The sequence below is a fragment of the Actinomadura sp. 1N219 genome, assembly GCF_044326405.1.
GTDB lineage: Bacteria > Actinomycetota > Actinomycetes > Streptosporangiales > Streptosporangiaceae > Spirillospora.
Genome location: NZ_JBIRAY010000001.1, coordinates 1,094,514 through 1,116,837 on the forward strand (window position 1 = coordinate 1,094,514; position 22,324 = coordinate 1,116,837).

At 72.1% G+C, this 22,324-nt stretch carries 18 protein-coding genes; 13 read left to right on the top strand and 5 right to left on the bottom strand.

Features of this window, described 5'->3' with window-relative positions; translation table 11 throughout:
• Positions 1-58 precede the first annotated feature (58 nt).
• Entirely contained in the window at positions 59-979 is a 921-nt protein-coding gene (locus ACH35V_RS04970; protein ID WP_395970319.1) for a LysR family transcriptional regulator, read from the top strand.
• Here the strand turns inward: ACH35V_RS04970 and ACH35V_RS04975 are convergent, their stop codons facing one another.
• The 3 genes from ACH35V_RS04975 to cofD all read right to left on the bottom strand — a co-directional run bounded on the left by ACH35V_RS04975 (position 980) and on the right by cofD (position 5,869).
• Entirely contained in the window at positions 980-3,529 is a 2,550-nt protein-coding gene (locus ACH35V_RS04975; protein ID WP_395970320.1) for a bifunctional FO biosynthesis protein CofGH, read from the bottom strand. It abuts the gene before it with no gap.
• A 103-nt stretch (positions 3,530-3,632) separates the two neighbouring features.
• Positions 3,633-4,919, bottom strand: a complete 1,287-nt coding sequence (locus tag ACH35V_RS04980) for a coenzyme F420-0:L-glutamate ligase (RefSeq protein WP_395970321.1) — start codon at positions 4,917-4,919, stop codon at positions 3,633-3,635.
• On the bottom strand, positions 4,916-5,869 hold the full coding sequence (gene cofD, locus ACH35V_RS04985; protein WP_395970322.1) for a 2-phospho-L-lactate transferase: 954 nt from the start codon (positions 5,867-5,869) through the stop codon (positions 4,916-4,918). The genes ACH35V_RS04980 and cofD overlap by 4 nt, the downstream gene beginning before the upstream one ends.
• A gap of 138 nt (positions 5,870-6,007) precedes the next feature.
• Here cofD and ACH35V_RS04990 point away from each other — a divergent pair, with 138 nt between their 5' ends.
• The 4 genes from ACH35V_RS04990 (at position 6,008) to ACH35V_RS05005 (ending at position 12,468) form a co-directional block, all read left to right on the top strand.
• Positions 6,008-6,991, top strand: coding sequence for a hypothetical protein (locus tag ACH35V_RS04990; RefSeq protein ID WP_395970323.1), 984 nt, complete (start codon positions 6,008-6,010; stop codon positions 6,989-6,991).
• 176 nt (positions 6,992-7,167) lie between these two features.
• On the top strand, positions 7,168-7,437 hold the full coding sequence (locus tag ACH35V_RS04995) for a WhiB family transcriptional regulator (protein ID WP_131966384.1): 270 nt from the start codon (positions 7,168-7,170) through the stop codon (positions 7,435-7,437).
• A gap of 199 nt (positions 7,438-7,636) precedes the next feature.
• Positions 7,637-10,909: a glycosyltransferase gene (locus ACH35V_RS05000; RefSeq protein ID WP_395970324.1), complete on the top strand. Its 3,273-nt coding sequence runs from the start codon at positions 7,637-7,639 to the stop codon at positions 10,907-10,909.
• Entirely contained in the window at positions 10,906-12,468 is a 1,563-nt protein-coding gene (locus tag ACH35V_RS05005) for a DUF5719 family protein (protein WP_395970325.1), read from the top strand. The genes ACH35V_RS05000 and ACH35V_RS05005 overlap by 4 nt, the downstream gene beginning before the upstream one ends.
• A 14-nt stretch (positions 12,469-12,482) precedes the next feature.
• On the opposite strand, the gene ACH35V_RS05010 is transcribed toward ACH35V_RS05005, so the two are convergent.
• Positions 12,483-12,965: a metallopeptidase family protein gene (locus ACH35V_RS05010; RefSeq protein ID WP_395970326.1), complete on the bottom strand. Its 483-nt coding sequence runs from the start codon at positions 12,963-12,965 to the stop codon at positions 12,483-12,485.
• A 166-nt stretch (positions 12,966-13,131) separates the two neighbouring features.
• Here ACH35V_RS05010 and ACH35V_RS05015 point away from each other — a divergent pair, with 166 nt between their 5' ends.
• From ACH35V_RS05015 to ACH35V_RS05045, 7 genes are all read left to right on the top strand, one after another.
• Positions 13,132-13,512, top strand: coding sequence for a DUF3499 domain-containing protein (locus ACH35V_RS05015; RefSeq protein WP_132173385.1), 381 nt, complete (start codon positions 13,132-13,134; stop codon positions 13,510-13,512).
• A gap of 117 nt (positions 13,513-13,629) precedes the next feature.
• Positions 13,630-14,985 (top strand): phosphomannomutase/phosphoglucomutase, encoded by a 1,356-nt coding sequence (locus ACH35V_RS05020; RefSeq protein ID WP_395970327.1) that lies wholly within the window; start codon positions 13,630-13,632, stop codon positions 14,983-14,985.
• A 118-nt stretch (positions 14,986-15,103) separates the two neighbouring features.
• Positions 15,104-15,286: a Trm112 family protein gene (locus tag ACH35V_RS05025; RefSeq protein WP_395970328.1), complete on the top strand. Its 183-nt coding sequence runs from the start codon at positions 15,104-15,106 to the stop codon at positions 15,284-15,286.
• On the top strand, positions 15,283-16,443 hold the full coding sequence (locus tag ACH35V_RS05030) for an SIS domain-containing protein (RefSeq protein WP_395970329.1): 1,161 nt from the start codon (positions 15,283-15,285) through the stop codon (positions 16,441-16,443). The genes ACH35V_RS05025 and ACH35V_RS05030 overlap by 4 nt, the downstream gene beginning before the upstream one ends.
• Positions 16,444-16,445: 2 nt before the next feature.
• Complete coding sequence (locus ACH35V_RS05035; RefSeq protein ID WP_395970330.1) at positions 16,446-17,414, top strand: cation diffusion facilitator family transporter; 969 nt, start codon at positions 16,446-16,448, stop codon at positions 17,412-17,414.
• A gap of 437 nt (positions 17,415-17,851) precedes the next feature.
• Positions 17,852-19,495 (top strand): sensor histidine kinase, encoded by a 1,644-nt coding sequence (locus ACH35V_RS05040; protein ID WP_395970331.1) that lies wholly within the window; start codon positions 17,852-17,854, stop codon positions 19,493-19,495.
• A gap of 60 nt (positions 19,496-19,555) precedes the next feature.
• Positions 19,556-20,230, top strand: a complete 675-nt coding sequence (locus ACH35V_RS05045; protein WP_395970332.1) for a response regulator — start codon at positions 19,556-19,558, stop codon at positions 20,228-20,230.
• A gap of 28 nt (positions 20,231-20,258) precedes the next feature.
• On the opposite strand, the gene ACH35V_RS05050 is transcribed toward ACH35V_RS05045, so the two are convergent.
• Complete coding sequence (locus ACH35V_RS05050) at positions 20,259-20,612, bottom strand: MerR family transcriptional regulator (protein WP_067905708.1); 354 nt, start codon at positions 20,610-20,612, stop codon at positions 20,259-20,261.
• Positions 20,613-20,738: 126 nt separating this feature from the next.
• Here ACH35V_RS05050 and ahcY point away from each other — a divergent pair, with 126 nt between their 5' ends.
• Positions 20,739-22,169: an adenosylhomocysteinase gene (gene ahcY / locus ACH35V_RS05055; RefSeq protein WP_395970333.1), complete on the top strand. Its 1,431-nt coding sequence runs from the start codon at positions 20,739-20,741 to the stop codon at positions 22,167-22,169.
• The last annotated feature ends 155 nt before the right edge of the window (positions 22,170-22,324 follow it).

Sequence of the window (22,324 nt, forward strand, 5' to 3'; positions counted from 1 at the left end):
GTTTCTGCAGGGATTGTGTAAGAATCTCTTCACTATGTTGGATCTGGGCAGGTTGCGGGTGCTTCGCGAACTGAAGCTGCGCGGGACGCTCGGGGCCGTCGCCGACGCGCTCGGGTACACGCCGTCCGCGGTGTCGCAGCAGCTCGCTCAGCTGCAGAAAGAGGTCGGCGTCCCGGTGGTCGAGCGGGCCGGGCGGCGGCTGCGGCTGACCGAGGCGGGCGAGGTGCTCGCCGAGCACGCGGACGTGCTGCTGGCGCAGGCGAAGCGCGCGGAAGAGTCCGCGCTCGCGGCGAGCGGGCGCGTCGCGGGCGTGGTGCGGCTGGTCGGGTTCCAGACGGCGTTGCTGCACGTTCTGGCGCCCGCGTTGCCTCGGCTCGCGGAGGCGTATCCGGAGCTGGTGGTGGACGTCCTGGACGAGGAGTTCCACCGCGTGCTCCAGGCCCTGGTGCTCCAGGAGATCGACGTGGTCCTGACGGACGAGTACTCGCATCTGCCGCGTCCGAGGCGTCCCGAGCTGAGGGCGGAGGTCCTGATCACCGAGGTCATGCGGGTCGGGCTGCCGGAGGACCATCCGCTCGCCCAGGACGGCGGGCCGGTGCGGATGGTCGACCTCGCCGGCTGCTCGTGGGCGACGGGCCACGTCGGCACCAACCACGGCGACCTGCTCGAACGGACCTGCGTGGAACTCGGCGGCTTCCGGCCGGACGTCCGGTACCGCTCGAACGACCTCCTGGTCATCTTCGCGATGGTCGCGCGGGGCGGAGCCGTCTGCCTCATTCCCGACCTCGCACTCGCCGAGCGGGAGGAGGGCATCGCCGTCCGGGACGTGGCCGGCACCCGCGTCGACCGCCGCATGGTCCTGTGGACGCGGGTCGGCGCGGACGTGCGGCCGTCGGTCAGGGCCGTCCTGGAGGAGCTTCGCCGGTCGGCGGACGCGCTCGTCGAACGCCGCCCCAGCTGCATCCGCGGCGTGCGGTGATCACGTGCCGACGAGCGGCAGCCGCCTCCCGAAATCGCCGATGCCGTCCGTGCGGCGGGACGCCTCCAGGCGTTCGGCGGGCACCTCGCCATAGAGCGTCGTGCGCTGCTTGGCCGGACGGCCCGCACGCGCCGCGATTGCCTCCAATTCGCTGATGGGTTTGAACGACCCGTTCTCCGACCCGGCCATGCGGCTGATGGTCTCTTCCATCAGCGTCCCGCCGAGGTCGTTGACGCCCCCTTGGAGGACGCGCGTACACAGTTCGTCGCCCAACTTCACCCAGGACGTCTGAATGTTGTGGATCGCGCCGTGCAGCAGAATGCGCGCCAATGCGTGGACGGCCACGTTCTCCCGGACGGTCGGCCCCGGACGCGCCAGACCCGCCAGGTAGATGGGCGAGTTGTGATGGACGAACGGCAGCAGCACGAACTCGCTGAACCCGCCCGTCCGTTCCTGGATCGAGCGGAGCAGCTTGATGTGCGCGACCCAATGCGACGGGTTGTCGACGTGCCCGTACATCATCGTGGACGTCGTCGGAATGCCGATCTCGTGCGCGGTGGTGACGACCTCGACCCACTGGTCGGCGGGCAGTTTCCCCTTGGTCAGCACCCACCGGACCTCGTCGTCCAGGATCTCGGCGGCCGTGCCGGGAAGGGAGTCGACACCGGCCTCCCGCGCCGCCTCCAGCCATTCCCGGATCGACAGGTCGGTCCGGGACGCGCCGTTCACGACCTCCATCGGGCTGTAGGAATGCAGGTGGATGCCGGGCGCCCGGCGCTTCACCTCGCGGGCGAGGTCGAAATAGGCGGTTCCCGGCAGGTCGGGATGGATTCCGCCTTGCATGCAGACTTCGGTGGCGCCCGCGTCCCATGCCTCGTTCACCCGGTCGCCGACCTGGCTCAGGGAAAGCGTGTAGGCGTCGGCGTCAGTGCGGCGCTGCGCGAACGCGCAGAAACGGCAGCCGGTGTAGCAGACGTTTGTGAAATTGATGTTCCGGGTGACGACATAGGTGACGTCGTCGCCGACCGCTTCGCGGCGAAGGTCGTCGGCCAGTTTGGTGAGCGCGTCCAGTTCTGGGCCGTCTGCGTGGAGCAAAGCCAACGCTTCGTCGTCCGACAGGCCCGCAGGGTTCTGCTCGGCGCGGGCTAGGGCCGTCTTGACGTCGGCGTCGAATCGCTGGGGGGCGGACATGCGGTCGCGTAGCGCGTCCCAGTCGCCGTACACCTCGTCGAAGTCGTCGCGCCGGTCGCTGGTGCGTCCGGTCGTGTCGATCTCGGTGTGCAGGTCTGTTCGCCCGGACGCCTCGAAACCGCCGTCGGGCTCCTGCCACGGACGTCCCTCAAGGGCGGCGTCCTCCCGCGCGAGACCGGTGGCCGGGTCGGCGAGCGCGGCGACGTGCGCGGTCAGCCGAGGGTCGAGCCACGGCTCGCCGCGCCGCACGTACTCGGGATAGATCGTCAGCCGCTCGCGCAGCGCGAACCCCGACTCGGCGGTCCGCGCGGCCAGCTCGTCGATCTGCGGCCACGGCCGCTCCGGGTTCACATGGTCGGGCGTCAGCGGGGACACGCCGCCCCAGTCGTCGATGCCCGCGCGCAGCATCAGCGCGAACTGGTCGGCGACCAGGTTCGGCGGCGCCTGCACGCGCGCCTTCGGGCCCAGGACGAGCCGCGTCACCGCGATCGTCGCGGCCAGCTCCTCCAGCTCCGCATCCGGGGCGTCGCGCATCTTCGTGTCGGGCTTCGCGCGGAAGTTCTGGACGATCACCTCCTGGATCGCGCCGTACTCCCGCATCGTCCGCCGGATCTCGAAGATCGCGTCCGCGCGCTCCTCGGCCGTCTCGCCGATACCGATGAGGATGCCGGTCGTGAACGGCACGTTCGTGCGGCCCGCGTCCTCCAGCACCCGCAGGCGGACGGCCGGGTCCTTGTCCGGCGACCCGAAGTGCGGGCCGCCGCGCTCGCTGAACAGCCGCGTCGCCGTCGTCTCCAGCATCATGCCCATGGACGGCGCGACCGGCTTCAGCCGCTGGAAGTCGCGCCAGGTCAGCACGCCGGGGTTCAGGTGCGGCAGCAGCCCGGTCTCCTCCAGCACCCGGATCGCCATCGCCCGGACGTAGGAGAGCGTGTCGTCGTAGCCGTGCGCGTCCAGCCACTCCCGGGCCTGCTTCCACCGGTCCTCGGGACGGTCGCCGAGCGTGAACAGGGCCTCCTTGCAGCCCATCGCCGCGCCCTGCCGCGCGATCTCCAGCACCTCGTCCGGGCTCAGGTAGGGCGCGTCCAGCTTGTGCGGGACGGTCGCGAACGTGCAGTACCCGCAGCGGTCCCGGCACAGGCGGGTCAGCGGGATGAAGACCTTGCGGCTGTAGGTGATGACGCCCGGCCGCCCGGCGGCGTCCAGACCGGCGTCCCGGGTGCGGGACGCGTAGGAGAGCAGATCGTCGAGCCCCGCACCGCGGGCTCCCAGCAATGTCGTGGCCTCGGATCGGTCCAGTGTCCTGCCGTCACGCGCGCGGGCCAGCGCCCGGCGAAGCGCGGAGCTCATGGCGTCCATGCGGGCACTCTATGCCAATCGTCATATTCAGCACCGCTCCGGGATCCCGGGAAGTTCCGGGCATTCAGCCTCAGCCGGAGCCGTTCGCGATCTATTCCCCAGCTCAGCGGATCTCGATGAAGTCGTCCGGGGTGCGGGGCGGGCGTTCGCGGGGCGGGGCGGCCGGGTGGCCGACGCCGACGGCGCCCATCGGGTCCCAGTCGCCCGGCAGGTCCAGCGACTCGCGGACGACGTCGCGGCAGAACATCGTGCTCGACACCCAGCAGGAGCCGAGCCCCTCCACCGCCAGCGCGACCAGCAGGTTCTCCACGCCCGCACCGGCCGCGACGACGAACATCTCGCGCTCGGCCCTGGACCGGCGCTTGTCCGGGTAGTCGTGCGAACCGTCCATGACCAGGCACGGCACGACCAGGTACGGGGCCCGCCGCAGCACCTCGCCGCGCCGCAGCCGCTTGGCGATCGACTCCTCGGAGAAGCCGTCGCGGCGCAGGTCGGCCTCCCAGGCGTCGCGCATCGCGTCCAGCAGCCGGGTCCGCGACTCCGCCGACTCCAGCAGGACGAACCGCCACGGCGTGGTGTGGTGCGGCGCCGGGGCGGTGATCGCGGCGGCGACGGCGCGCCGGACCGCCGCCGGGTCGACGGGGTCGGCGGTGAACTCGCGGATCGTCCGCCGCGCCCGCAGCACCTCCGACGGCCCGTACCGGAACATGTCCTCCTCGGGCCTGCGGACCAGCGCCCGCGCGCCCGGCCCGTCCTCGCGCGTGACCAGCCCGGACAGGCCGCGCACGACAGCGACAGGCACACCGTCGAGCTTGCCCTTCACCAGTTCGGCCGCGGCCGCGACCTCGTCGGCGATCGCGGTGATCGTGGCTTCGAGACGGTTCCCGTGCGCGTCGTCCCGGCCGCGCAGGTCGCTGAGCGGCTCCAGGCCCGCGACGCCGATCGCCGCGTCCGTCAGGCCGTTCCGCCACGGCCGCCCGAGGGTGTCGGACACGATCACGGCGACGTCCGTCCCGGTCCGCTCGCGCACGCCCGCGCGGATGCGGCGGGCGGAGTCGTCCGGGTCCTCCGGCAGCAGCAGCACCGTGCCCGGCGCCGTGTTGGACGCGTCCACCCCGGCGGCGGCCAGCACGAGGCCCTGCCGCGTCTCCACGATCCGCGTCTCGCCGCGCGCGTGGACGCGCCGCGCCACGACCCGCACCGTCTCGGCGTCGATGGCCTTCTCCCGGTCGTCCGCGACCAGGACCCGCCCCTCCGCCTTGCTGACGATCTTGGACGTGACGACGAGCACATCGCCGTCCGCCACCGTCCCGGCCGGGATCAGCGCGGCGATGTCGTCGCCCGCCGCGACCTCCGGCATCCCCGCGACCCCGAAGACCTCCAGCCTCATCGGGTCTCCTCCTCGCGCTTCAATTCCAGCGCCAGGTCGACGGCCGCCTGGGCGATGGCGGCGGTGGCGTCCGCGTCGCTCATCAGCAGCGGACGCGGCCGCACCTCGATGCCCTCCACCCGCACGTCCGCGTCGGCCTCGTCGACGAGCCAGCCGTCCAGCAGCCCGAGCCCGTACAGCTCGGCGACCGCGCGGGCCGACGTCTCCACGCCGATCGCCGTCAGGCAGGCGTCCGCCATCCCGCGCACGGGCGCGCCGCCTATGATCGGCGAGACGCCGACGACGGTCTTCGCCGCGATCGCGTCCCGGATGCCGGGCACGGCCAGGATCGTCCCGATGCTCACCACCGGGTTGGACGGCGGGAACAGCACGACGTCGGCGGCCTCGATCGCCTCCAGCACCCCCGGCGCGGGCTTGGACTCCTCCGCGCCGACCGCCGCGATCGACAGCGCCGGGACGGACGCGCGCAGCCGCACCCACCATTCCTGGAAATGGATCGCGCGCCGCCCGCGCTCGTCCTCGATCACCACGTGCGTCTCGACCTGGTCGTCGGTCATCGGGATCAGACGGACGCCCGGCTTCCACCGGTCGCACAGCGCCTCGGTCACCGCCGACAGCTTGTATCCGGCCGCGAGCATCTGCGTCCGGACGATGTGCGTCGCGAAATCGCGGTCGCCCAGCCCGAACCAGCCCGGCCCGGCGCCGTACGCGCCGAGCTCCTCCTTGACGGTGAAGGTCTCGCCGGCCCGTCCCCAGCCCTGGTCCTCGTTGATGCCGCCGCCGAGCGTGTACATCACGGTGTCCAGATCGGGGCAGACCCGCAGCCCGAACAGGGAGATGTCGTCCCCGGTGTTCCCGATCACGGTGATCTCGGCCGCGGGCAGCGCGGACCGGAGCCCGCGCAGGAACCTGGCCCCGCCGATCCCGCCCGCCAACGCCACGATCTTCATAAGATCACCCTATTCACTGGCCCGTCCCCGCCGCCCGGGGCCCGGCCGTGAAGGGGCCCGGGGGCCGTCCCCCTGGCGAGTTAAAGTATGCAAAGCTTTGCTGTGTAATCGGATTGCCTCGGTCTGGGAGAATTCACCGTGAACAAGGAAGCCGTCCAGCGCCTGCGCGAACCGGCCGCCTGGGTACTGATCGTCGCGGCGGGATTGCAATTGCTCGCGGGCATCATCTCGCTTCTCGGCGACGACGGCCCCTTCACGCTCGGCGCGCTGGTCGAGACGCGCGACGGAATGTTCCTCCAGTTCGGGACGGTCGGCCTCCTCGTCCTGGCGGTCCTGCTGGTGACGTGGGGCGAGGCGCCCACGCCGCAGGCCCGGACGATCGTCATGGGAGCGCTCGGCGTCCTCGGCGGCATCGCCCTGTTCGGCGTCATCTGCTGGCTCGCCGGAATGCTCACCGACTCCGACACCACGAAAGCACTCACGAAATTGTCGGTGTTCGTGTTGGGCGCCGGGAAGATCGCCGTCGTGGGCGTCGGCGGATGGTACGCCTACACCGTGTTCCAGGGTCTGCAGCCGGCGCGTCCGCAGATGCCGATGCAGCAGGGCTATGGCGAATTCGGTTACCAGCAGGGGCAGCCCGGTCAGCCGGGTCAGCCCGTCCAGCCGGGGCAGCAGGGCTACGGCCAGCAGGCGTACGGGCAGCAGCAGTACCAGCAGTACGGCCAGCAGCAGCCGGGCGCGGAGGGCCAGCAGGCGGCGCAGCAGGGCTACGAGCAGCAGCAGTACGACCAGCAGCAACAGCAGTACGGCCAGCAGGCGTACGGCCAGCCCCAGCAGCAGTACAGCCAGCAGCAGTACGACCAGCAGCAGCAGTACGGCTACCAGGCGGGCCAGCAGGGCTACGAGCAGCAGCAGGGCCAGCAGGGGTACGAGCAGCAGGCCCAGCAGGGGCAGCAGCCCACCGAGCAGGACGAGATGGGCGAGTGGACCCGCGCGTACGGCGGCAGCGGCGGCCAGGAGCAGGGGCCGCAGGGCACGCAGCCCGCGCCGCCGCAGCCGGGCGCCGGCGAGCAGGAGGGCGGCGACTGGTACCGGGACAACCGTCCCCCGCCGCCGCAGTGATCTACCCTCCACCCATCCCGGCATAACCCGCTTTGTCGCCCCGGAAAGCTCTATCGGCTTGACGGGGACGGCGCTACACGCGTGTAATTTCGTCGGTGTAGTTTCAATGCCTTCTCGGGGGAAGGAACCGACGAGCAGGCGTTGACCAGGGGGTTCCACGGGCAGGGAGGTGCGCTGTGAGCGAGGTGGTCATCCCGCTGGCGCACGGCACAGACGGCGACGGCGAAGAGTTGGGCTGGCAGGAGCGCGCCCTGTGCGCGCAGACGGACCCAGAGGCGTTCTTTCCGGAGAAGGGCGGCTCCACTCGCGAGGCCAAGAAGGTGTGCCGGGCATGCGAGGTGCGTACGGAGTGCTTGGAGTACGCGCTGCAGCACGATGAACGTTTCGGCATCTGGGGAGGTCTCTCCGAGAGGGAGCGTCGCAAGCTCAAGCGCCAAGCCGTTTGACGTTCGACGTCTGACGCCGTCGCCGGAATCGGCAGGGAGGCGGCCGGGAAGGGGAGCCCGGTCGCGCCCCGCGGATCTTCGGGATCCGAGGCACGTTCCGTGCGGCCGCGCGTACAGTTATCAGCCGTGTCGGCCCCTGGGCCGGCACGGCTGCTGATGATTCAGCCCCGAACCTGTCGTCCCACAGATCGAGCGATCCTTGCCCCCCACTCTCGATCGCCATGTCGTCACGGCCGTCCTCGTCGCGCACGACGGTGCGCGGTGGCTTCCGGAGACGCTCAAGGCGCTGCTGACGCAGGCGCGTCCCGTGCAGCGCCTCCTGACCGTGGACACCGGAAGCCTCGACCGCGGGCCCGCTGTCCTCGCCGAGGTCGTCGGCGCGGAGAAGATCCTCACGCTGCCCCGCACCACCGGGTACGGGGAGGCCGTCGCGGAGGCGCTCCAGCAGGACGCCGCGTCCGCGCCCGTCCCCGATGACGATCCGGCGCCCGCCGACCAGCCCGAGTCCCAGGCGGCGTCCAAGCCCCGCACCGAGTGGATCTGGCTGCTGCACGACGACTCCGCGCCCGCCCACGACGCGCTCGCCCAGCTCCTGCGCACCGCGGACACCGACCCGAGCATCGCGGTGCTCGGCCCCAAGGTGCGCGACTGGGACGACCGGCGCGTCCTGCGGGAGGTCGGCGTCACGGTCGACGCCGCCGGACGCCGCGAGACGGGCCTGGACCGGCACGAGTTCGACCAGGGGCAGCACGACGGCGTCCGGGACGTGCTGTCGGTCGGCAGCGCCGGGATGCTGGTCCGCCGCGACGTGTGGGACGGCCTCGGCGGCTTCGACGCCGACTACGGCATCTTCCGCGACGACCTCGACTTCTGCTGGCGGGTGCACGCCGCCGACCACCGGGTCGTGACGGCGACCGACGCGGTCGTGTACCACGCGGAGGCGTCCCGGCGCGGGATCCGCGAGATCGGCATGACCGCCGAGCACCCGTCCCGCCGCGACCGCCGCAACGCCGTCCAGACGATGCTCGCCAACCTGCCGCTCGGCCCGATGCTGCGGTCGCTGGTCCGCAACGTGTGGGCGTCCCTCGTCCACGCGCTGTACCTGGCGGCCACCAAGCAGCCGGTCGCGGCCCGGGAGGAGCTCCGCGCGCTCGGCGACGTCCTGCGCGACCCGGGCCGTGTGCGGGCGGCGAGGGCGGCCCGCGCGGACGGCCGGAAACGCGTGTACCGCACCGTCCGGCGCTTCCAGCCCCGCTGGGTCGTGATGCGCCGGACATTCGAGGCGATCTCCGAATACTTCGCCGCCCACGAACGGGAACGCGAGAGCCGCGACGACGACGAGGCCCCGTCCGACGACGAGCCCGGCCCGATCCGCCGCCTCCTCGCCCGCCCCGGCGTCGTGATCTTGCTGGCGCTGGCGACGGTCGCGGTCGCCGCGGAACGTTCCCTGCTCACGGCCGCCGGACGGCTCGGCGGCGGCGCGCTCGTCCCCGCGTGGGGCGGGGCGAGCGACCTGTGGGCGCAGTACCTGTCCGGCTGGCATCCGGTCGGGCTCGGCAGCGACGCGGGTAGCCCGCCCTACGTGGGGGTGCTCGCCGTCCTGTCGACGGTGACGCTCGGCAAGCCGTGGCTGACGGTCTCGGTCCTGCTGCTCGGCAGCGTGCCGCTCGCGGGCCTCACCGCCTACCGCGCGTCCCGTCTGCTGGTGACGGAGTCGCCTGTGCCGGAGCCGCGGAAGCCGCGGAAGGGGCGCCGCGCCCGCGCCAAGAGCCGCCGCGTCCCCGTCTCCGCCGTCCGGGCCTGGTTCGCGGCCGCGTACGCGCTGCTGCCCGCCGCGACCGGCGCCATCGCGGGCGGACGGCTCGGCACCGCCGTCGTTCTCGTCCTGCTCCCGCTGATCGCCGTGAACATCGCCCGCGTGTACGGGCTGCCGCGCTCGGAGGCCGCCGCGTTCGACGTCCGGACGCGGCGCAAGCGCGCGGGCCGGGCGGCGTGGTCGGCCGCGCTGCTGCTCGCCGTCGCGATGGCGTTCGTCCCGCTCACCTGGCTGATCGCCGTGATCGCCGCCGTGACCGTGTGGGCGCTGTTCGACCGTCCGGGACGGCGGGCGCGCCGCAACGTCGCCATCGCGCTGGGCGTGCCGCCGCTGCTGATGCTCCCGTGGACGGTCGGCCTCCTGCTGAACCCGTCGCGTTTCCTGGTCGAGGCGGGCCTGCACCGGTGGTTCGAGCCCGCCGCTGCGGCCGACCTGCTCGCGCTCGACCCCGGCGGCCCCGGCACGCCTCCGGCGTGGGCACTGGCCGGGCTGCTCGCCCTCGCCGTGTGCGCGCTGCCGCTGCGCGGGCGCCGCTACACCGTGCTGGCGGGCTGGCTGCTGGGCGTCTACGGGCTGCTCGCCGCGATCCTGATCAGCGCCGCGACCGTCCCCAAGGGCGCGGACGAGGCGCCCGGCTGGCCCGGCGTCGCGCTGATCTTCGCGGGGGGCGGGGTGCTGCTCGCGGCGACCGCCGTCGTCCAGCGCGCGACCGAGGCGCTGGCGGGCGACCACCTGATCTACAAGTCCGGCGGGGCGGCCGTCGTGCTCGCCGCGCTGTCCGGGCCCGTGCTGGCCGCCGGGTTCTGGGTGGCCGGGGGCGCGGGCGGCCCGCTGGGCAAGGTCGACCCCGACGCCGTTCCCGCGTTCGTCCACGGGCCCGGCGGGGCGAGGACGCTCGTCCTGCACCGAGAGCCGAACGGACGCATTTCCTACACGCTGCTCAGGGACGCCCGCCCACGGATAGGCGAATCCGAAGTCGCGGACGGCGGCGAAGCCCACGACCGCCTGGACGACCTCGTCGCCGGACTGGCCGCCGGCCGTGAAGGCAATGACGGGCCCGCTCTGACGCGCATGGGCGTCCAGTACATCCTGGTGCCGAATCCCAGGAAGAACCCCGTCACTGACGTCCTCGACTCGGCACCCGAACTGACGCGCCTTAGCCGCACTGAAACGTTCGCTGTTTGGCGGCTCCAGTCGCCGTCCGCCCGCATGATGCTTCTGGAAGGGGCCACCGTCACGCCCCTTCCCGCCGGACGGATCGACGCGCGCATGCAGATCCCGCCCGGAAACGGCACTCGCACGCTCCTGCTCGCCGAACCGTCCGACGATGGCTGGGACGCCACCCTGAACGGCGAAGACCTCAAGGAACGCGAAGTGGACGGCTGGGCCCAGGGCTACGACATTCCCGCCGCCGGAGGAGAGTTCGAGCTGACGAGGTCTATGACGATGCGGCACATCTGGCTCGTCGTCCAGGGCATCGCCGTACTGCTCGTCGCCGTCCTGGCCCTGCCCGGCGCACAGGCGGAGACCTTCAGGTTCACCGGTGAACGCGAACGGCGCCGCGGACGGCGAGGACGCCGCCGCAGGGGCCACGTCCGCGTCCAGCACGAGCCGCCGCCCTCCGTGGAGGAACCGAAGCCGGAGGAGGTCTCGTGAAGGCGCGCAAACTCCCGAACCCGCGCAAGCTCGTGAAGGCGCCCAAGCTCCCGAAGGCGCCCAAGCTCCCGAACCCGCGCGACCTGGTCAACACGGACGAGCTCGTGAACACCGACACGCTGCTGCGTCTCGTCGGCATGCGGTACGCGTCCGCCGCGCTCATGCTCGTCGGCGTCGCCGCGCTGTACGGGGCCGCGACGTTCTCCCGTCCAGGGGACGCCGAAGCGAACGGCCGCGAAGCCCCGGTCACGTCAGCCGTGATGGTCTGCCCCGGCCACGAGGGCGGGCGGCTGGCGGTCCAGTCCCTCGCCTCCTCCAGGAAGGGCGGACGCGTCGACATGACGCCGACGAAGGGCGGCTCCGCGCTCGCCTCCATGACGTCGCCGGGCCAGGGCTGGGAGAAGGACACCGAGTCCGGCGACGACTCCTACACGCTCCGCGCCACCGGCGCGATGGCCGCCGGGCTGGAGGCCGAGCAGACCACCTACGAGGACGGCGGCGACGACCGCGGCCTCGCCGGCGCCCGCTGCGCCACGCCCGCCACCGACCAGTGGTTCATCGGGCCCGGCCCCGTCGCCGCCGACGAACTCGACCTGTACCTCACGAACGTCGACTCCCAGCCCGCGTCCGTGGACGTCATCGCGCTGTCCGGCGAGGGCCCGCTCGACACGATCGATGGCCGCGGCACCCGCGTCGAGCCGTACACCACCCGGGTCGTGAAGATCGGCGGGTCGGCCGAGGGGCTCGGCGACGTCGTCAAGTCGGCCGCCGACCTCGCGCTTCGCGTCCGCACCAACGGCGGACGGGTCACCGCGTCCTTGCGCGTCCGCGCGGGCGAGAAGAAGGGCATCGAGTGGCTGCCGCGGTCGCCCGCGCCCGCGTCGTCGGTCGTCGTGCCCGGCGTGCCGGGCGGGCCGGGCAAGCGCCGGCTGCTGATCTCCGTGCCCGGCGAGGCCGACGCCCGGATCAGGGCGCAGGTGATCACGAAGGACGGCGCGTTCGCCCCGCAGGGCCAGGACGTCCTCGACGCGCCCGGCAAGACCGTCACGTCCCTGGCGATCGACGGCGCGCTGGTGGGGAAGGCGGGGGCCGTCCGGCTCGTCGCGGACCGTCCGATCGTCGCGGGCTTCGCCGCCGACCGCGGCGCCGACATCGCCTACGGGACGTCCACGCCGCCGCTCGGCGGCTCGGGGCCCGGCATCGTGGCCGACAACCGGTTCGACTCCTCGCTCGTCCTCACGGCCCCGTCCGGCGCGGCGACCGTCGAGGTCACGACCATGAACGCGACGGGCAAGAGCGCCCCGCAGGTGATCGAGATCCCGGCGGGCCGCACCGTGGAGACCGCGCTGGCCGCCCCGAACGGTGACGCCGAGGACGGCGCCGCCTACGGCGTAGTGATCGTCCCGAAGGCCGGGTCGGGGCCCGTCCACGCCTCCCGGACGCTCTCCAAGGGCAAGGACGACGACTACCTGTTCACCGTCCTGCCGATCACGCCCGCCGCGACCACCGTCCACCTGCCCGACACCGCCGACACCCAGGGAGCCTTGACCCCCGGCTAGTCGTCGACCCCCGGCTAGTCGTCGGGCGAGTCGTAGCTGGGGTCGACGGATTCGGGGGAGAGCCCGAGGAGGTCGGCGACCTCCTCGACCAGAAGGTCGCGGATCAGCCGGGCCATCTCGGCCTCGCCCTTGGCCCGCGCCTCGACGGGACGCCGGAACACCGTGATACGCACCGGCCGCTTGCCCTCACCCGGAGCGATGAGCCGAGCAGAGCTCGTCGTTTGATCGGTGGCGGGCGGGGGCTGGAGGACGGTCTGCCCGAGAGGAATCGGGCCCTCGAACCCGGGCTCGACGCTTGGAACCTCCTCGACGGTGAACCGCACCCGGGCCAGTTCGCGGCCCCAGCGGCTGCCGAGCCGCCGCACCTCGTCCTCGACGAGGTCGTCGAACCGTTCCGCGCGGGTGCGTGAGATCGGAGCCTGCGGGGGCGTCAGAGGACCACGTACGCCACGGCCGTGCCGATCGCGGCGCCGTACGCCTGCCACACGGGATCGCACGCCACAAGAGTACCTCTCCACCTCGCCGAACACGTGTGCGGTGGCCACACGGTGAGAGTTGGAGACCACACGGAATGTAGTTGTTACCTCGGAAATCGACCGGTAACGGCGACACGTTCGGCCGGGTGGTGGCGGAGCCGGTGGGAGGGAGGTACGGTCAGCCATCGTGAGCCCCGTCCGCACCTGCTCTCGTACCGCCTGCAAGGCGCCCGCAGTGTTCACGCTCACGTACGTCTACCGCGATTCCACCGCGGTGCTGGGTCCGCTCGCCACGTACGCCGAGCCGCACTGCTACGACCTGTGCGCGGAGCATTCGGAACGGCTCACCGCCCCGATGGGATGGGAACTGGTGCGGCTCCCCGTCGAGGAGGAGACCGAGCCGAGCGCGGACGACCTGGAGGCCCTCGCCGACGCCGTCCGCGAGGCCGCGCGGCCCGCCCCCGGAACCGGTCACGAGCCGGTCGGGCAGGGCACGGAGGTCGGCCGCCGCGGCCATCTGCGGGTGCTGCGCTCGGAGCCCGCGGGGACGCAGCCCGGCCAGGAGTGATCTTCGGGCCCGCGTCCGAGACCGCTCGGCGGCGTCGCGGCGGGGCCCGTCCGCCCTTCCCGGTAGGCTCGTGAACCCCGTTTCTTTGGGACAGGGCTCAGCGGACAGGGAGCAGGAGTGGGCGACCTCGCCAAGATCTTCAAGGCGTACGACATCCGCGGCGTCGTGCCGGACGAACTCGACCCCGCGACGGCCGAGGCGGCCGGCGCGGCGTTCGTGCGGGTGACGGGCGCGGACGCGATCGTCACCGCCCACGACATGCGGGAGTCGTCGGTGCCGCTGGCCGAGGCGTTCGCGCGCGGCGCGACGTCCCAGGGCGCGGACGTGATCGAGGCCGGGCTCGGCTCCACCGACATGCTCTACTACGCCAGCGGCAGCCTCGACCTGCCCGGCGCGATGTTCACCGCGAGCCACAACCCCGCGAAGTACAACGGGCTGAAGCTGTGCCGCTCGGGCGCCCGCCCGGTCGGCCGCGACACCGGCCTCACCGAGATCCGCGACATGATCGAGAGCGGCGTCCCGGCCTACGGCGGCGAGCCGGGGACGGTCTCGCGGCGCGACATCCTCAAGGGCTACGCCGACCATCTGAAGACGCTGGTCGACCTCTCGTCGATCCGTCCGCTCAAGGTCGTCGTGGACGCGGGCAACGGCATGGGCGGCCACACGGTCCCGTCCGTGTTCGAGGGCCTGCCGATCGACCTGGTGCCGCTGTACTTCGAGCTGGACGGCACCTTCCCCAACCACGAGGCCAACCCGATCGAGCCGGCGAACCTGCGCGACCTCCAGGCCAAGGTCCGCGAGACGAGCGCCGACATCGGGCTGGCGTTCGACGGCGACGCCGACCGCTGCTTCGTCGTGGACGAGCGCGGCGAGATCGTCGCCCCGTCCGCGATCACGGCGCTGGTCGCGACGCGGGAGCTGGCCAAGCACCCCGGCTCCTCGATCGTGCACAACCTGATCACGTCGAAGGCCGTCCCGGAGATCGTCTCCGAGCAGGGCGGGACGCCGGTCAGGACGCGGGTCGGGCACTCGTTCATCAAGCAGACGATGGCGGAGACGGGCGCGGTGTTCGGCGGCGAGCACTCGGCGCACTTCTACTTCCGCGACTTCTGGTTCGCCGACTCCGGCATGCTGGCCGCCCTCCACGTCCTCGCGGCGCTCGGGGAGCAGGACGGGCCGCTGTCCGAGCTGCTCGGCGAGTACACGCGCTACGTCGCGTCCGGCGAGATCAACAGCGAGGTCGCCGACCAGGACGCCGCCACCGCGAACGTCCGCGCCGCCTTCGCCGGACGCCCCGGGACGGCGATCGACGAGCTCGACGGCCTCACCGTGAGCGACGACGCCGCCGGGTGGTGGTTCAACCTGCGGCCGTCCAACACCGAGCCGCTGCTGCGCCTCAACGCGGAGGCGGGCGACGACGCGACCATGGCGGCGATCCGCGACGAGGTCCTCGCCCTGGTACGGAAGAAGTGACCGGCCGGCGGAGGACGTGACGGCTTCGCGAGAACGTGACGGCTTCGCGAGAACGACCGGCCGCGGGGAGAGCGACCCGGGGCGGGAGAAGTGACCGAGAGGGAGAAGTGACGCTGCTATGACCTTGAAGCTCGACTCCTGGCTGCTGGAGATCCTCGCCTGCCCCAACTGCGGCGGCGACCTGCGCGCCGACGAGGAGGCCGCGGAGCTGGCGTGCACCGGGTCGTGCCGCTACGCCTACCCCGTCCGCGACGACATCCCCGTCCTGCTGGTCGACGAGGCCAGGACCCCCGCTCCGTGATTTCGGGGCTCGATCCCTCCCGGCTGGACGACGTCGCGGCGGCCGAGGCGGCCGATCCCGGGGGGATGCTGCGGCAGGTCGCGTCGTCGGCGGCGCAGGTGCGGGAAGCGCAGCGCGCCGCGGCGGAGGCGGGCATCGACCGTCTCGCCGAGGACGGCAGGCCCCGCGCGATCGTGATCGCCGGCATGGGCGGCTCGGGCATCTCAGGCGACGTCCTCGCCGCGGTGTGCGGCGTGGGCTGCGCGGTCCCGGTGACGACGGTGCGCGGCTACCGGCTGCCCGGCTGGGTGGGCGCCGCCGACCTCGTCATCGCGGTCTCCTGCTCCGGGAAGACCGAAGAGACACTCGAAGTCGCCGCGGAGGCGTCCCGCCGCGGATGCAGGCTCCTGTTCGTCGGCGGGCCGGATTCGCCGCTCGCGGAGCTGTCCGACAGAAGCCGCGGCGTGTTCGTCCCGGTGCGGTCGGTGGGGCAGCCGCGTTCGACGCTGTGGGGCCTCACGATCCCGCTGGTCCTCGCGGCGCGCACGCTGGGGCTGGCGGACGTGCCCGAGATGGTCCTCGAATCGACGGCCGCGCTGCTGGAGGACGTCGCACACCGGTGCCGTCCGTCCAGCGAGCCGTTCGTCAACCCGGCCAAGCGGATGGCGCTGGACCTCGCGGGCGACGTCCCGCTGGTGTGGGGGGCGTCCCCGCTGGCGGCGACGGCGGCGTACCGGCTGTGCTGCCAGCTCAACGAGAACGCCAAATACCCGGGCGTCTTCGGCGAGGTCCCGGAGGCCGGCCACAACCAGGTGATGGCGTTCGACGGTCATTTCGGGCGCGGCGCCACGCGATCGGCGCCGTCGTCGTCGCCGTCCGACCCTGACGACTTCTTCCGCGACCGGGTGGACGATCCCGAGCACGGCCTGCACCTCGTCCTCATGCGGGACGTGGAGGAGCATCCGCAGGTCCGCAAGCGGTGCGACGCGTCCGTCGACATCGCCCGCGACCGGGGCGTGGCCGTCACCCAGATCGGGGCCGAGGGCGAGCATCCGCTGGAGCGAATCGCGACTCTGATCGCGCTCGCTGACTATGTCACGGTTTACTTGGCTATCGCGCTGGGTGTGGATCCCACTCCGGTGCCTGCCATTCAAGAGCTAAAAGCGAGGATTGCTTAGAGATGAGTGCTGAGGGCGGAACCAAGGCCATCGTCGCCGCGCTGGCCGCCAACCTCGGGATCGCAGTGTCGAAGCTGGTCGCGTTCGCGTTCACCGGTTCGTCGTCGATGCTGGCCGAGTCGATCCACTCGATGGCGGACTCGGGGAACCAGGGGCTCCTGCTCCTCGGCGGCAAGCGCTCCAGGCGCGAGCGGACGCAGCAGCACCAGTTCGGCTACGCCCGCGAGCGCTACTTCTACGCGTTCGTCGTCGCGGTCGTGCTGTTCACCGTGGGCGCGGTGTTCTCGCTGTACGAGGGCCAGCACAAGATCAACCACCCGGAGGAGGTCAAGTCGCCGGGCTGGGCGTTCGGGGTGCTGATCGTCGCGATCATCATGGAGATCTTCTCGTTCCGCACCGCGATCGTCGAGTCGAACCGGGTCCGCGGCGACCAGGGCTGGTGGGCGTTCATCCGCCGCGCCAAGGCCCCTGAGCTGCCCGTCGTCCTGCTGGAGGACCTCGCCGCCCTCGTCGGCCTGCTCCTCGCGCTGTTCGGCGTCTCGATGGCCGTGGCGACCGGCAACGGCGTGTGGGACGGCGTCGGCACCGTGGCGATCGGCGTGCTGCTCGCCGTCGTCGCGACGATCCTGGCGATCGAGACCAAGAGCCTGCTGATCGGCGAGGGCGTCACGCCCGAGCACGAGCGGGAGATCGTCGAAGCGCTGGAGTCGGTCGAGCAGGTCGACCATCTCATCCACATGCGGACGGAGTACCTGGGCCCGGACGAGCTGCTGATCGCCGCCAAGATCGCTGTCAACCACGACCACACGGCCGCCGACGTGGCCCGCGGCATCGACGCCGCCGAGGCCAAGATCCGGGCGCAGTTCCCGGAGGCGAAGCTGATCTACCTGGAGCCGGCGCTGGACGAGGCCCCCCGCAAGCCCGTCGCGGGCACGGCGTCCCCGACGTCCGTGGAGCTGGAGAAAGACTGACCGACGCTCCGGAACCCCTGCGTGAGGTGCGCGACGTGTGCGGCGGCCTCGCCGCGCGACGTGGTCGCGCGGGGCCGGAGGAACATGGGACCCCTCGCCGGGCGGCCGCCGCTGTGCCGGCCAACCCCAGCCCAGGCAAGACCGGCGAGTGCCTCCTAAGAGGCGCGAACCACGGCCGTCCGGCGAGGTGCTTTCCCATGCCTCCCCGCCCGGACCCCTGAACACCGGGCGGTTCTGGTGTGACCGCGGCAGCCGCCCCGAACCCCCTACGCCGGAGCCGCTGCCGTCGCGGTCACGGTTAGAACACTACGTTCGCGGCGGTCTCCGGCACGTCCCCCTCAAGGAGGGAAAGCGGGTGGTACTCCAGACGGAGCCGCGCCGCCCGCATACATCCGCGCGGTGAGGTGAGAGCAAGCCTCAGAGGTCAGTATTGAGTCGTGACGTCCGATGACAAGCCCTCGACCGGACCCGGCCCCGCGGGATTCGGCCCTGCCGTGGCGCACCACGCGTGGCGGCTGTCCGGCCGGATCGTGGCGGGAGTGGGCCAGCTGCTGCTGTGGATCCTCACGGGGATCGGCACCCTGCTGCGCCCGCTGGCGGTGCGCCTCGTCGCGCGGCTGAACGGCGGCGCGGCACGGCATCCGCCGCCCGGCATGCCGGGTTCCGCCGTCCCGGCCGGGACGACCGCGCCGCTGCCCCGCTGGATCAACACCTGGCGGGAGGTCGTCGGCTCCTGGTACTTCGCGCCGCTGACCGGGCTCGCCCTCACCATCGCCGCGCTCGCCGAGCTGGCGCCGCGCGCCGAGACGCCGCTCAGCCTCGCGGGCGGGTTCGCGGTCGCGTCCACGCTCCCGCTCGGCTGGCGGCGCGAGAACCTGCGGCCGGTCGCGGCCATTGTTCTCGGCGCGGTCGCGGCGAGCCTGCTCACCGGGCAGATCCTGCTGGTCACCACCGGCTTCGCGGCCCTGTACACGCTGTACGCGCTGGGCCGGCAGCTGCCCCGCCAGTCCACCGGTGTCCTCGCGGTCGGCAGCGTGGTCACGCTCGCGGTCGTCTACCTGGCCACCTCGACGCTGGACGACGTCCCGTGGCCGGCCGTCTTCATCGCCGTCCTGGCGGCCATCGGGCTCGGCGACGCGCGCCGTGTTGTGGAGTCCGCCAGCAAGACCGAGGCGAAGGCGGCCGAGCGGACCAACGAGACGCTGACCCGGCTCACGGCCGTGCAGCGGGAGCAGGCGGTGATGCGGGAGCGGGCCCGCATCGCCCGCGAGCTGCACGACGTCGTCGCGCACTCCGTCTCCATGATCGCGGTGCAGGCGGAGACGGCCCCGTACACGATGGAGAACCTGTCGCCCGAGGCCCGCGCCGGCTACACCGAGATCGCCAAGACCGCGCGGGAGGCGCTGGTGGAGATGCGGCGGCTGCTCAGCGTGCTGCGCGCCGACGCGAAACCGGAACCGGACGCGGCCAACTCCCCGCAGCCGCGCCTGGACCGGCTGCCCGACCTGATCGAGCAGCACCGCGGCGCGGGCGGCCACGTCGACCTGGCCGTGCACGGCGACCCGCGCCTGCTGTCGACGACGGTGGAGCTGTCGGCGTACCGGATCGTCCAGGAGGCGCTGACGAACGCGCGGCGGCACGCGCCGGGGGCCGGGGTCCGCGTCGACCTGACGTTCATGCCCGACCGGCTGGCGGTCCGCGTGCACGACAGCGGCGCGTCCGGGCCAGGGCCGTCCCAGACCAGGGTCCTGAACCGCGACGACCCCGCGTCCCGTACCGCCGTGCTGGACGACCCCGCCGGGGCCACGTCCGTGGACGCCGCCGGACACACCCGCCTGGAGACCCCGGAGCCCGGCGTCCCGCAAGGGCCGGGCGCACCGCAGGGGCCGGGTGGCCTACACGGGTCGGGTGGCGGACATGGCCTCGTCGGGATGCGGGAACGTGCGACCATGCTGGGCGGGCGGTTCTCCGCCGGCCCGGCCGAACAGGGCGGGTTCCTGGTGGAGGCCGAGCTTCCGCTGACGAGGGAAGGGAATACCACCCGTGGACACGGCTCCGAGGCGCCTCCCGGCGGCGCCTGACCCCGTCACCGACGCCATCGACGTCATGGACCTCAGCGCCGAGCCCGCGGGGCGGCAGCGGTGATCAACGTGCTGATCGTCGACGACCAGACGATCGTCCGGGCCGGGTTCGCGGCCCTGCTCGCCGCGCAGGACGACATCACCGTCATCGGCGAGGCCGGCGACGGGCGCGAGGCCGTCCGGATCGCCGAGCGCAGCCGTCCCGACGTCGTCGTCATGGACATCCGGATGCCCGGCATGGACGGCATCGAGGCCACCCGGCGCATCCTCGCCCTCCCCGGCTCCGAGAACGTCCGGGTGCTGGTGCTGACGACGTTCGACGTGGACGAGTACGTCTACGAGGCGCTCGCCGTCGGCGCCAGCGGCTTCCTGCTGAAGGACGCCACCGCCGAGGAGCTGGTGTCCGCCGTCCGGGTGGTGGCGCGCGGCGACTCCCTCCTCGCCCCGCAGGTCACCGGACGCCTCGTCCGCGAGTTCACCAAGCAGCGCCGCAACAGGCCGCAGGCGCCGTCGGAGCTGTCCACGCTGACGGCGCGGGAGACGGAGGTGCTCGTCCTGATCGCGGGCGGGCTGTCCAACGGCGAGATCGCGGCGCGCCTGGTCGTCAGCGAGCACACGGTGAAGACGCACGTGGCGCGCGTCTTCACCAAACTCGGCCTGCGCGACCGCGCCCAGGCGGTCATGCTCGCCTACGAGTACGGCGTCGTCGTCCCAGGCGAGAACGCCCCCGGCTGACACCGGTCCGGCTGGCACGGGCCCGGGGTCAGCGGCGGCGGAGCAGGCGCATCGCCTTCTCCTTCTCGAAGTCGAGCGCGCGGGTCGGCGGCGCGGACAGCCGTCCGATGCGTTCGCCCAGCTCACGGACGTGCGCCTGCACCTGCGGCTCGGCCAGGACGCGCAGCCCGAACGCCAGCTCCGCCGGGCCGATGTCGTAGCGCTTCTCCAGCGCGAGGGCGAGCGCGACCGCCCGCAGCTCGGCGTCGCCGAACCTGCGGTGGCCGCCGCCGCGCCTGGCCAGCGCCGCCTCCCGGGTGACGGGCAGCAGCCCGAGAGCCTCGCGGTAGCGGAGCATGCGGGGCGAGGTGCCGAGCCGCCGTGCGGCCTCCGTGATGCGCATGAGCTGATTCTGACAAATTTGTGTCAGAAAGTCGCGTCCGACCGTGCCTGCGGCCCGTCGCCGCGCTTAGACTCCCTGCGTACCGACCCGCCATCCGCCATCCGCGGACCAAGGAGCAACGAAAGCATGGACTACAAGGTCGCCGACCTTTCGCTGGCCGATTTCGGGCGCCGGGAGATCCGGCTCGCCGAGCACGAGATGCCGGGCCTGATGGCGGTGCGCGAGGAGTACTCCGCCGCCAAGCCGCTGCGCGGCGCCAAGATCATGGGCTCGCTGCACATGACGATCCAGACCGCCGTGCTGATCGAGACGCTGGTGGAGCTGGGCGCCGACGTCCGCTGGGTGTCCTGCAACATCTTCTCCACCCAGGACCACGCCGCCGCCGCGGTCGTCGTCGGCAAGGACGGCACCAAGGACGACCTCAAGGGCGTCCCGGTGTTCGCGTGGAAGGGCGAGACGCTCGAAGAGTACTGGTGGTGCACCGACCAGGCCCTGCAGTGGCCGGACGGCACCGGCCCCAACATGATCCTGGACGACGGCGGCGACGCGACCCTCCTCGTCCACAAGGGCGCCGAGTACGAGAAGGCGGGCGCCGTCCCCACCGCCACCGAGGACGACCCCGAAGAGCTGGGCATCGTCCTCGACACCCTCCGCCGCACCATCGCGGAGAGGCCGGGCCGCTGGACGGAGGCCGCCGCCGCCGTCAAGGGCGTCACCGAGGAGACCACGACCGGCGTCCACCGCCTCTACGAGATGGCGAAGGCCGGCACCCTCCAGTTCCCGGCGATCAACGTCAACGACTCGGTCACCAAGTCGAAGTTCGACAACAAGTACGGCTGCCGGCACAGCGTGATCGACGGCCTGAACCGCGCCACCGACGTGCTGATCGGCGGCAAGGTCGCGCTCGTCTGCGGCTACGGCGACGTCGGCAAGGGCTGCGCCGACGCGCTGCGCGGCCAGGGCGCCCGCGTGATCGTCACCGAGATCGACCCGATCTGCGCGCTGCAGGCCGCGATGGACGGCTTCCAGGTCACCACCCTGGACGACGTCGTCGAGACCGCCGACATCTTCGTCACCACCACCGGCAACTTCAACATCATCACGGCCGCCCACATGGCCCGGATGAAGCACCAGGCGATCGTGTCCAACATCGGGCACTTCGACAACGAGATCGACATGGCGGGCCTCGCCAAGACGCCCGGCATCGAGAAGATCGAGGTCAAGCCGCAGGTCGCCGAGTGGCGCTTCCCGGACGGCCACTCCATCATCGTGCTGGCCGAGGGCCGCCTGATGAACCTCGGCTGCGCCACCGGCCACCCGTCGTTCGTGATGTCCAACTCGTTCACGAACCAGGTCATCGCGCAGATCGAGCTGTTCACCAAGACCGAGGAGTACCCGCTCGGCGTGTACGTCCTGCCCAAGCACCTGGACGAGAAGGTCGCCCGCCTCCACCTCGACGCGCTCGGCGTCAAGCTCACCGAGCTGACCAAGGAGCAGGCCGCCTACATCGGCGTCCACGTCGAAGGCCCCTACAAGCCGGACCACTACCGTTACTGAGTTCATTGCATTTCTCTCCTCCTTCGGCCCTGGCGGGCCTCCATCGTCGAGAAACGCGAGCGATCGCTAGCATCGCTCCGACTCGCCTGGCGGCTCGCTGCGCGATCAGTTTCTCGCTTCGCTCGAAACTGGCTTCGCACGCGATCGCGACGATT